Genomic DNA, 11,811 nt, shown 5'->3' on the forward strand with positions numbered 1-11,811 from the left:
TTATGTCGCGATAGAATATTTGAAATACAAAGCTTTGTTTGTAGAGAGTGAGTTGACGGCTAAAACGGAGGTCGCGGGGTAAACCCGCTGCTACGGTTATGTGTTGTTTGTTGTGATTTGATGTCGCGACACTATTGTTATACTAAACCCATCCCTACCTTTTGTCTTATTTTGTCTTTATAATCGAATGCAAACCAAGGCTTGGAACTAATACTTTGAATTGGCTACCTTTTGCTAAACACAAGCAATCCCCGTATTACGATGAAAGACCACAAGCGTGTGAGATAGATTTACTGGTGATCCACAATATCTCGCTGCCTGCAGGGTGCTTTGGCACGCCGTACGTGGAAGACTTATTTATGGGCACGCTGGACTGCGGCGCACATCCAACTTTTTCTGACTTAGAGGGAGTAAGAGTGTCGGCGCACTGCGTTATACGTCGTGACGGTAGCATCACCCAATACGTTCCCTTCATTGAACGGGCTTGGCATGCTGGAGTGTCGCAGTGGCAAGGTCGAACGCGTTGTAATGACTTTGCAATTGGTATTGAAATGGAGGGCACAGACACCACGCCATATACCGAAGCACAATATGCGAGTTTAGTAAAAACAACGCGTTGGCTGCAGCAGCACTATCCAAAGCTGACGAATGATCGTATTGTAGGGCACAATGATATTGCTCCTGGAAGAAAGACAGATCCGGGGGCTGCATTTGATTGGCAGCATTATTTTACCTTGTTAAATAACCAAGAGAGCTAGGCAAGCATGATCTTAATTTCTATCATCATCGCGCTTATTATTGAACGACTTGGCGCGCGGGCGAACTACTGGCAAGTCGACTATTACCTGCAAAGTTACTATGCGAAAACCAAATCTTGGACCCAGCCAAATGCCATGTTGGGCTCGCATTTCGGTGTGATGCTTTGGTTAGTTATTCCTGCATTGGTCGTTGCTTTTATTTACAGTCTAAGTGACTTTGTATTTTGGCAGTTTGCAATCAATATCTGTGTGCTCTTAGTCTGTTTTGGTTGTGCAAAATATCGCAAGCTTTATAAAGGCTATTTAAATGCGCTGACCAGAGGTGATAACGAAGCGGCTACGCTTTATGCGTTACAAATGGGGCAAGACAAATTAGAAGATGAGCCGGGCGGCGAGACGTTTGGTCAGACGCTTTCGTGGATCAACTTTCAACATTACTGCGGAGTTATTTTTTGGTTTGTGGCGTTGGGCGCACCGGGTGCTGTGCTATATGCGATGGTAAGGCAAATTGTGCATTGGCATCATGAGCAAGAAAATCCGCCGCTACAGCATGTGTTTGAGCAGTTTTGTCGGTTATTTTATTGGCTAAATTGGCTTCCGGCACGGATCGCAAGCTTTGGTTTTTTGATCATTGGTAACTTTAGTAAAGGTACATCAAGTTGGTTGAAGTATGTGCTAGATTTTAAAACCACAAATCGTCAAATCGTCACAAGCACTGCACTTGCGGCTGAGCAAATTGAACAGCAGTTTTTAGGTTGTACCTTTGAAGCAAGCTGTATGATGCGCCTCGTGAAGCGCAATATTTTGTTTTATCTCGTGATTATTGCTGTATTAACCTTATTTGGTTGGGTGGAGTAGCCCTAGCTGCAAATCACACCTACCTTTATAACAATGCTCCATATACCGTAAGCGTATAGGGAGCATTTGAAATCAGTGTTTAAAGTTGGTCTCTAACCAGCGTTTTTTCTGCTCTTCCATTTTGGTAACAAGCGGCGCATCAAAGCCCATATTTCGAATCACATAATCCGTAACGTCTATCAAATCACACACCCCAGTTACTGACCAAAGCGCTTCTTCTAGGTCTTTTGCTTTGTGGATTGCATAGTGGCTTACATAGCGCAGCTCATTCGCAAGATAATCCATATCTGGGCGGCCGGTTTTTGATACATAGAGCTGATAGACGAAGAGTAAGTCGTTGCGCAGTGCTTTTTTAGCATACAAGTACAAACTGTCAATAGACTCATCATGAGCGATAACTTGCGCACCAACCGCCTCATGTTGATTGGTTTGGTTTGGATTGAACTTAATAAACACCAAGTATTTAAGCGGTTTATCTTGTCGCGATTTCGCCTTTAGAATTTCTGTTAGCTTTTCTTCGACGAAACGCTCAGGGAAAATCGCCTTGGCGTCCAAAGTGTTATCGTCATTATCACTAAACGAATGCAATAAGTGGTGAAGGGATGTCGGGTAAAGCCCCTGTCCAATTGCTCCCACCGCATTATGTGAGGTCTCTTTGTGTAAATAAAGTGGAAACTGACAAACGGATTTAGTCACCATGTTACGCAGTGCAAGTGATAGTCCCGGTACCTTTGGTGCTTCATCACAAGCAACTAGCTTGTCTTTATTACTCTCAATAAGGGCTTTAAAGAACCCCATGGCAGAATGGTCGAGTTGACCTATTTTCTGCACTTTCAAGTTAATGATAGTTTTAGTTTTATTGACCATCATCACTTCATAGCGCAAATTCGTTAAATTATGCTGCTTCGTCAATTTTTGTAAATCAACTAAGTCCAAATGTATCGAGTCACCTTTATTAAGCGGCATTTCTTGGCCGCACTCTATTTGTAAACCCATGACAGAAAAATCACGGGTAACGCAGTTGAAAGTGCCTTGACCATCAATATGAACGACGACATTGGTTTTATAAAGATAGCGCCTGTGTGCACGCAAGTTAACGTATTCTAACGCAACCACCTCAAGTGGCGGGGGGGTGGCTGATTTGCCGTGACCGAACTTCTTTAATTGATTAACTAAGCTTTGTTCATAACTTAGACGTTGGAATCGCTCAGTGATAGACGGGTTTCCGATATCTGTCAGTAACATGAGATATTTTACGTCTTGGATAAAGCCTTGCACCCTTGGCGTGGGGCGTTTATTTAGCTTTTCGACATTTTTACCTGCACTTGCAGGAAGCGAAAGTGGGATAAAGGCGTCTTCATGGTGACTTGGCATCAACTGAACTTTAAACGTGCGCCAGCTGTCTTTTTGGCTGCCAAAGGCAAAAAACAGATCGTTTAGCTGCTGCATTTCTTCCAGCTCAAAGTCAAAGGCTGAGTAAAAGTACATTTTACCTTGACTAGAGTGAGTAAACACATGGCATACCGCTTCTTTTACCGCGCCACAAAGCGTTAGCAGTCGCTGCATTCGTTTTTGGTTGAAGACGGAATATAGGCTTGATTGCTTTCTTTCGTCTTCAAAGTAGTAATTGATGTAAGCGTTATTTTCGTTGGTAAGCACCATGCTTGGATAAAGTTGTTTTTGTTTCTCACTGATGAAAACAAACAAAGAGCAGACCCGTGGTAGATAGTATTGCTCATAGCCCTTACAAACAACGGCGTCCAGAGTGTTGTCGAGATTTATTTTATAACGGCGCTTATTACCGTGAATAAAGCTATTTAAAAAGTCATCAAACCCTTGGTTTTTCTCGATAAATGTACGTTTTAAGCGAACTTGATTATATTCAATCGTACCCGGTTCTACGGCGACGACTTCATACTGAATACCTTCTTTCAAGCCAAGTTCAAAGTCTTGCTCGAGACCCACCAAGCGGATCGAAATGATTTGTCCGGGATCTACTTGCTGATTGGTCGGTAATTTTATTTTAGCGCCGCTGAGGGAAATATCGGAGGTAGTAGCGGAAACCTTAGGACGATTTTTTGCCAGTTCCACTGTGATCTTAATGGAGTAATTCATGCGCTCTTCAGAGCGACTTTCGTATGACGCGAAACGAACGAGTTTAGTGTAGTTATGATTGACCGCGTCCTTTTCTACCTCTTCTTCGCGTGCTTGGGCCTGCTTTTGCATGACCTTATAATTATTGTCGGTACTCATTACGGATTCGTAAACTGCAAGGGTATAACCCCCGTGTTTAGCGACTTCTCGCTCGAATACCTCAATGGCCAAGTCATCCATAAAATGCTGTTTGCCTTCATATTCATAAGGCTTAACTTGACCTGCGACTTGTCCTCTGAGGTCAATAAATCGTGCCACGGGCTGAGATAGCCGCGACATTTCCATTTTTAATAGAAATTGGTCCGGCTTGGACAGGTCCGCAGTACGTTGCTTAAATATGCGATCAAAAGCCGGATCGCCAAGATCCAGTTTTAAATCCTCAATTAAGCTTTGATATTTTTGTAATCTATCTTCAGGCATAAACAGTTTTACACGCGCTCATTTTATGTGACCAGTTGGGTCACCGCCAATATTATGTCAACATTGGCGCTTTATTAGTTTATTCTTAACCTATTATTGTGTTTAAGCAAGATATATACCTGTAATTTATGGCAAAAAAGAAAACAGCATTTGTATGTAGCGATTGTGGTGCCGAATTCGCGCGTTGGCAAGGCCAATGCTCGGAGTGTAAGGCATGGAATACCGTAACGGAGTTTCGCGTTCCGTCAGCAAAATCGGTCCCTCAAGGCGGTTCAACGTCAGGCTATGCCGGCCTTGTTGAAGCTAAAGTACAAACCTTAGATGAAGTTAACCTAGAGCAGTTACCGCGATTTTCAACTGGCTTTAAAGAGTTTGACCGTGTCCTTGGTGGTGGAGTTGTACCGGGAAGTGCAATATTAATCGGTGGTAGCCCCGGCGCTGGTAAGAGTACGGTGCTGCTGCAAACCATGTGTCGCCTTGCCGAAACCATGAACACTTTGTATGTCACCGGTGAAGAGTCGCTGCAACAAGTTGCCATGCGTGCGACACGATTGGGGCTGCCTACAAATAAGTTAAAAACACTCGCAGAAACCAATGTTGAGACGATTTGCCAGCTCGCACTTCGTGAAAAACCAAGCATTATGGTCATCGATTCGATTCAAGTAATGCATATGAGTGATATCCAATCGGCACCCGGGTCGGTTTCTCAAGTACGTGAAAGCGCTGCTTATTTGACGCGTTTTGCCAAAACCAATCAGGTTGCCATTATCATGGTGGGGCATGTAACTAAAGATGGTACACTGGCTGGCCCTAAGGTGCTGGAGCATTGTATTGACTGCTCTATTTTACTGGAAGGCAGTGCCGACAGCCGCTTTAGAACATTGCGTGGCAATAAAAACCGTTTTGGTGCCGTAAACGAGTTAGGTGTGTTTGCTATGACAAGCCAAGGTCTAAAGGAAGTAAACAATCCTTCGGCCATTTTCTTAAATCGTGGTGAAGCGCAAACACCAGGCTCATTAGTTATGGTTATTTGGGAAGGCACGCGGCCACTCCTTGTGGAAGTCCAAGCGCTAGTCGACTATTCACAGCTCGCCAACCCGCGTCGCGTCACTGTTGGTTTGGAACAAAATCGCCTAGCCATGCTACTTGCGGTACTGCATCGTCACGGTGGTTTGCAGGTGTCGGATCAAGATGTGTTTGTAAACGTCGTAGGCGGTGTCAAAGTGACCGAAACCAGTGCTGATTTAGCCTTGATAGCCGCACTGGTTTCAAGCTTTAAAAACCAAACCTTAGACAGGCAGCTGGTGGTATTTGGTGAGGTGGGGTTAGGAGGTGAGATCCGCCCGGTGCCAAGTGGGCAAGAGCGATTGCGTGAAGCATCTAAGCATGGATTTACAAGAGCAATTGTACCAAAAGCAAATAAACCAAAAGAAAATATTGAAGGGATGGAAATTGTTGCCGTCTCTAGCCTCAGCGAAGCGCTTGAGGCACTTTTTTAAATAATGGAGTGAAATATGAATAAGTCCACATTAGCAGTTGCCGTTGTGGTACTAGCGGGCGCAGGGTATGTTGGCGCCAACTATTATGTAAATGAGCAAGTGAAGCAAGAAATCACCAAGCAAATAGAAAACTTCGAACAAGACAGTGGCCTTACGGTGAGTTTTGCAAACAGCTCTGTTGATTTGTTTACCCGTGGTGTAGAAATTACCGACCTAACAATTTCACATGCCGATGAAAATATTCCCATATTTACCATTGAGAAGTTAAATGTTGTGGGTTACGAGCAAGACAAAATCAGCCCCTATACCGAGCTTGACCTAGTCGGTTTAAAATTAGCAAAAGAAGCTGAAGAGTTTACCCAAGGGATGTCGCCGGAGCTGGTGAATGCAACGTACCATTTGAATACAAGTCTCGCTTATGATGAAGCATCTGGCGCCAGCGAGTTTACATTCGCATCTTCTGCAGAAGGCATTGCAAAGAGCTCTTTTAATGCTGCGCTTGGAAACAGTAAGGCCCTTATGGATGCTTCATTAGCGGCATCAAAAATTCAAAGTGATACACCAAACCTTGAACAAGAGCTTCAAGTGCAGTCGCAAATGATGGCGGCAATGCAATCGCTCGAATTAAAATCGCTGGCTGTTAATATTGACAATGCAGGCAGCTTACCTCAGTTACTTGAGTCTGAAATTGCTCAGCAGGGTATGAGCAAGGCTGACTTTCAGGCGATTGTTGCCCAGCAACTACAAATGATGATGCTACCTGCTGAAATTCAAACGGCTGTGAATGACTTTGCCAATGGAATGGAGTCACTTTCTATATCTGTTTCGATACCACAAAGTCAAAGTATGATGGCTCTGGGGCAGCAATTATCTATGGCTATGGCGCAAAATCCAGAAACACTGTCGGAACTTATCGAGATCAACGCGAGCGGTAAGTAAAGCTAATCCAGCATGGTTAAAGGGATTTTGGGCTTGCTCCTAAATCCCTTCATCTCTCATAAGCCCACTCATTCGCAATATTAGTTTTACCAAATTGGTGAAATCTAAAGCAGCCTTGAGGTTGATCATACAATTCGTTGGAGTTGCAAAGGCTGCGGTGGTAGCATTGGAGTATCAATTGCTTGGGAATGTATTTATGAGCGAATTCAAAGACTACCAGCAAGCTCAATTGCTATTAGAAAAACACGAATTATTTATTGCCCCCGCCGAAGTTCACGGCACCATTTCTGGGCTATTGGCCTGTGGTCTGAATATCGAAGATTCAGAGTATTTAGGGCTATTGAGCGACGTATTCAACGACGGTCAAAAATTTTCAGCGCCAATTAGAGAATTTTGCATCGATTTATATAAGCAAGTTGCCGAGCACTTCAACGACGGCGAGTTCCAGTTTGAACTATATTTACCGCCAGAAGATGAGTCATTACATGACCAAGCTAATGCACTGATTGCTTGGGTATCAGGCTTTTTACTTGGCTTTGGTTTAAAGCAAAAAGATTACGGTAAGTTATCTGCTGATGTTAAAGAAGTGATTAACGACTTTAGCGAAATAACTAAGCTTGATACTGGTTTTGAAGACAGCAATGACGATAAAGAAGCACTGCTCGAAGTGGTAGAATATGTGCGTGTTTCTACACTGCTATGCTTTGCCGAGATGGGTAAAGAACCCCAGTCCGTTAGCACATCAAAGACGATACATTAATATGATAAAAAACAGCGAGTTTGTAGCACGCCGTGCGCGTCTTATTGCGGCATTAGATAACAACGCCGTAGCGATTATTCCTGCGGCCGTAGAGTTAACCCGTAGCCGCGACACTGAATTTCCATTTCGCCAAGATAGCGACTTTTTTTACCTCACAGGCTTTAAAGAGCCTGATGCGGTTTTAGTATTAACAAAAGACCGTGAGGGTAATGGTCAGTCTACGTTGTTCTGTCGTAATAAAGATAAGGTTGCTGAGATTTGGCATGGTCGCCGTATGGGCTATGAGCAAGCTAAATCGCAACTTGAACTTGACCAAACCTTTGCGCTGAGTGACTTAGACGACGAGCTATTAAATCTCGTGAATGGTCGCAAGATATTATTCTACGGACAAGGCACATATAACGCCTTTGATGATAAGGTTTGGCAGTTACTAAGTACATTGCGTGGCGCACCGAAAAAGGGCTATCGTGCCCCTGAGATCATCAAAGATATTCGCCCACTCGTCCATGAAATGCGCTTATTTAAATCGGATGCTGAAATCGCCATCATGCGCGAAGCGGGCAGAATTAGTGCTGAGGCGCACAAACGCGCCATGCAGTTTGCAAAGCCGGGCGCAACGGAATATCAGCTTGAAGCCGAAATTCATCATCATTATGCAATGAACGGTGCGCGTCACCCAGCCTATGGAACCATTGTTGGCAGCGGCATCAATGCGACGATTTTACACTATACCGACAACTGTGATGCGCTACAGGACGGCGACTTAGTACTGATTGATTCGGGTTGTGAACTTGAAGGCTATGCGGCTGATATAACTCGCACTTTCCCTGTAAACGGCCAGTTTACTGATGCGCAGCGCAAGATTTATGAGTTGGTATTGGCGGCGCAAAATGCGGCCTTTGGTGAAGTAAAACCGGGTGGTACGTTAGTTAAAGCGAATCAAGTGGCGATGACTGTATTGACTCAAGGGCTAGTTGATTTGGGCATTCTTGCGGGCGACGTTAATGAACTCGTAGAGGCACAGGCATGCAAAGCATTTTACATGCATGGTTTAGGTCATTGGCTAGGTCTTGATGTTCACGATGTCGGTGAATACAAGTTAGATGAAGCGGATCGCCCATTTGAACCTGGCATGGTACTTACCATTGAGCCGGGTCTGTATTTTGACGAAGATGCGCAAGTTCCTGACGAGTATAAAGGAATTGGCATTCGTATCGAAGATGATCTGTTGGTCACCGAGTCAGGTTATGAAAATTTAACCGCACTGGTGCCAAAAACCATCGCAGAAATAGAAGCATTAATGAATAACTAGTGGACACTTTGCGTGCAACAGTTTGATGTCGTCGTGGTTGGTGGTGGTATGGCAGGAGCCAGCGCCGCCATCGCCATAAAAAAAGTCTCTCCGCAGGCAAAGATTGCGGTTATTGAAGCCTTTGCGCCAAAAGGTAAACAGCATCCAAGTTTTGACGACCGTAGTATTGCGCTTGCTGCGCAATCGGTCGCATTTTTGGGCGAGCTAAATCTATTTAATCCCGAGTGGCAGTACGTTGAGCCAATCACACAAGTGAATGTTTCAGACAGAGGTCACTTCGGTAAAGCGTGGATAAACCCTGAAGACTACAACCAAAAAGCGTTAGGCTATGTAGTTGAAGTCAATCCCTATGGCAGCTTTTTACACGAGCAGTTGAGCAATCTTGATATTGCACTGTTTTGCCCAAACCAAGTGGCGCATATACATCAACAACCAGAACAGGTTGAACTGACCCTCGATAATGGTGAGCAATTACAAAGCCGATTATTGGTTGTTGCGGATGGCGCGCAATCTCCCACGCGGGCTAAGCTCAATATCGGCTTTGATAGCATAGGCTACGAGCAAGGCGCATTGATTGCCAATGTGCAAATCGACACGGCTCATGGTGGTCAGGCGTTCGAGCGTTTTACCAAACATGGCCCGATGGCGCTGCTGCCAATGAGTGATAATCGTTATTCGCTGGTGTGGTGTATGCCAAATGAACACCTTAGCGAGTTTGAAGCGATGACAGCACACGAGTTTTTAGCTGCATTGCAGCAAGCCTTTGGTTATCGCGCCGGGCGCTTTGTGCAAGTGGGTATGAGAGCAAGCTATCCGCTAGTGCTTGGGCGAGTAGAGCAACTCACTCATCATCGCGTGGTGGTGATTGGCAATGCGGCGCATGCCATTCATCCCATTGCAGGACAGGGCTTTAATTTAGGTCTACGAGATATTCAAGTCCTAACCTCACAATGTCAGGCGAACGTGCTTGATGAGTGGGGAAGTTTTCAATTTACGCGTGCTTATCAACTGGCGCGAGCGCAAGATATTAATACGGTGATGACATTAACCGATGCGCTCGTTCGACTATTTTCAAACTCATCAAGAACCTTAGCCTTAGGCCGTAGTTTAGGTCTACTCACCATGGCGCTGTCCAAAACAGCAAGGGCGCCGTTGGCCAAGCAATTGATGGGATATAAAGGATAAAGGAGTTGGCATGCAACAAGTTCAAGTTTGTATTGTTGGTGGTGGATGTGTTGGTTTAACGCTGGCGCTAGGGCTTGCGCAGCAAAATATCTCGGTATTAGTGCTAGACAGTGGTGAAAAGCCAACACCATTGGCACAAGAATACAGCGCACGCGTGAGCGCGATAAGCGCTGCAAGTCAGGCTTTATTTGAGCGCTTGGGCGTGTGGTCTGATATTAAAGCGCAGCGCGCCGCAGCATATACTCGTATGGATGTACGCGATAAAGACAGCTTTGGTAAAATTGCCTTTGATAATGTCTCGTTAGACTTACCTGAGCTTGGTCACATCATTGAAAACGACGCCATTCGCTATGCCTTGTTAACAGCACTCGAAGCACAGCAATCGGCCAAGCTGATGTGGAACACAAAATACCAAAGCTTGCACCAAACAGACACCGATGTGCTGTTAACCTTAGCGACTGGTGAACCTGTGATGGCGAAACTAGTGGTGGCGGCTGATGGCGCACGTTCTGCTATTCGCCAGCAGTTTAATATGCCAATCACGTATTGGGATTATGACCACCATGCGCTGGTTGCAACGATAAAAACCGCAGCGCCACATGATGCAACGGCAAGACAAGTGTTCCTCCCTGATGGACCGCTGGCCTTTTTGCCGCTTGATGACCCATATACCCATTCAATTGTATGGTCTACCGCACCGGATAAAGCAAAGCAGCTACAAGCCATGCCGATAGAGGCGTTTAATAAAGCGTTGAGTGCTGCAATTGATATGCAGTGCGGCGTGTGTGAATTGATTAGCGAAAGACATGTTTTTCCATTGACCATGCGCTATGCAAAACAATGGGGGCAAGGGCGCATCGTTTTAATGGGCGACGCGGCACATACCATTCACCCGCTTGCAGGTCTTGGCATGAATTTAGGGCTAAAAGACGCTGCCTATTTGATCACCTTGTTATCAGCACCGCAAGAGCAATTTGCCAGCACACGGATACTGCGCCAATATGAGCGCAGCAGAAAAGCAGATGCTCAAAAGCATATTGCCATGATGCAAGGACTTAAAGAGCTGTTTGAAGGCAATCACCCGTTGAAAAAGCTAGTACGTGGCGTAGGCCTGAGTTTGGTCGACAACCTCGGCCCAATCAAACACCTGTTCGCCAAAGAAGCGATAGGCGGTAAATAAAAAGATCGCCGCGTAAAGCGGATCCCACAGAGGTTTTATATTGCTGGTAGGAGCGATTTTACATCGCGATCTTTTCTTAAATCAGCATCGTCGCGTAAAGGACCTCCCACAAAGGTTTTATATCGTTGGTAGGAGCGGGTTCACCCGCGATCATTTCAACAATCTCGCCGCGTAAAGCGGCTTCCACAGAGATTTTGTGTTGCTGGTAGGAGCGATTTTACATCGCGATCTTTTCCTAAAACAGGTATCACCAACTTTATAAATCCCCAATCCCATTACTTAAATAAATACAATTCCAATAAGGATAATCACCAACCCTGCCCGAAGCGGGTTTGCAACTATGTATCTTGCTTGGTTTCTTAACATAGTGTTATGCAAAATACAGGTGTCATAAAAATCCTTTTGCCATAGCTGCCGAATGTTCATTGTTCTTAGCTTAGTTGCCGTTCTTCCTTTTAAAGACCGAATGGCATCAGACAAAGAACACACATCCATTAGTTGAAACAGGAGATGTAAATGATCTGGCATCAGTGTGTAGGCAATTAATTTGATAAAGTTATCCTGCTCAAGGTGATAAATTTCGCGAATAACAACTTGATTGACTGCGAGGTTATTAAAAACAGCTATTTTGTTTTTACAGCAAATGGTGATTGCATAGTATTGACCAGCCGATGAAACTCGGCCTTTCCTTAAACGGCAGCTATGTGGCATGACTCCCTCCTTGAGTTCATTAATAAGTGCTCACG

10 protein-coding genes are annotated in these 11,811 nt (G+C 44.9%); 8 read left to right on the top strand and 2 right to left on the bottom strand.

All coding sequences use genetic code 11. From position 1 onward, the window contains the following. Window positions 1-215: 215 nt before the first annotated feature. Window positions 216-758 carry a 1,6-anhydro-N-acetylmuramyl-L-alanine amidase AmpD gene (ampD, locus tag L3V43_RS14300; protein ID WP_237116791.1) on the top strand — a complete coding sequence of 181 codons (543 nt, stop codon included), beginning with the start codon at window positions 216-218 and terminating at the stop codon, window positions 756-758. A gap of 6 nt (window positions 759-764) precedes the next feature. Continuing rightward, window positions 765-1,616 carry a beta-lactamase regulator AmpE gene (gene ampE / locus L3V43_RS14305; protein ID WP_095727228.1) on the top strand — a complete coding sequence of 284 codons (852 nt, stop codon included), beginning with the start codon at window positions 765-767 and terminating at the stop codon, window positions 1,614-1,616. Window positions 1,617-1,688: 72 nt separating this feature from the next. Here the strand turns inward: ampE and L3V43_RS14310 are convergent, their stop codons facing one another. Then, on the bottom strand, window positions 1,689-4,190 hold the full coding sequence (locus L3V43_RS14310) for a PilZ domain-containing protein (RefSeq protein ID WP_235368612.1): 2,502 nt from the start codon (window positions 4,188-4,190) through the stop codon (window positions 1,689-1,691). 128 nt (window positions 4,191-4,318) lie between these two features. Here L3V43_RS14310 and radA point away from each other — a divergent pair, with 128 nt between their 5' ends. The 6 genes from radA (at window position 4,319) to L3V43_RS14340 (ending at window position 11,065) form a co-directional block, all read left to right on the top strand. Further along, window positions 4,319-5,689 (top strand): DNA repair protein RadA, encoded by a 1,371-nt coding sequence (gene radA, locus L3V43_RS14315; RefSeq protein ID WP_010370516.1) that lies wholly within the window; start codon window positions 4,319-4,321, stop codon window positions 5,687-5,689. A 15-nt stretch (window positions 5,690-5,704) separates the two neighbouring features. Next, the gene (locus L3V43_RS14320) at window positions 5,705-6,628 is read left to right on the top strand and encodes a DUF945 family protein (protein WP_237116792.1); all 924 of its coding nucleotides are present in this window, start codon (window positions 5,705-5,707) and stop codon (window positions 6,626-6,628) included. Between the two features lie 196 nt (window positions 6,629-6,824). Further along, on the top strand, window positions 6,825-7,388 hold the full coding sequence (locus L3V43_RS14325; RefSeq protein WP_026000986.1) for a UPF0149 family protein: 564 nt from the start codon (window positions 6,825-6,827) through the stop codon (window positions 7,386-7,388). A 1-nt stretch (window position 7,389) separates the two neighbouring features. Continuing rightward, window positions 7,390-8,700, top strand: a complete 1,311-nt coding sequence (gene pepP, locus L3V43_RS14330) for a Xaa-Pro aminopeptidase (RefSeq protein WP_237116793.1) — start codon at window positions 7,390-7,392, stop codon at window positions 8,698-8,700. Between the two features lie 12 nt (window positions 8,701-8,712). Next, window positions 8,713-9,885, top strand: a complete 1,173-nt coding sequence (gene ubiH / locus L3V43_RS14335; protein ID WP_237116794.1) for a 2-octaprenyl-6-methoxyphenyl hydroxylase — start codon at window positions 8,713-8,715, stop codon at window positions 9,883-9,885. 10 nt (window positions 9,886-9,895) lie between these two features. Continuing rightward, window positions 9,896-11,065 carry an FAD-dependent monooxygenase gene (locus tag L3V43_RS14340; RefSeq protein WP_237116795.1) on the top strand — a complete coding sequence of 390 codons (1,170 nt, stop codon included), beginning with the start codon at window positions 9,896-9,898 and terminating at the stop codon, window positions 11,063-11,065. A gap of 279 nt (window positions 11,066-11,344) precedes the next feature. Here the strand turns inward: L3V43_RS14340 and L3V43_RS14345 are convergent, their stop codons facing one another. Next, window positions 11,345-11,776 (bottom strand): transposase, encoded by a 432-nt coding sequence (locus tag L3V43_RS14345; protein WP_237116796.1) that lies wholly within the window; start codon window positions 11,774-11,776, stop codon window positions 11,345-11,347. Window positions 11,777-11,811 lie beyond the last annotated feature (35 nt).

This window comes from Pseudoalteromonas sp. L23, from assembly GCF_021728455.1.
Lineage (GTDB): Bacteria > Pseudomonadota > Gammaproteobacteria > Enterobacterales > Alteromonadaceae > Pseudoalteromonas.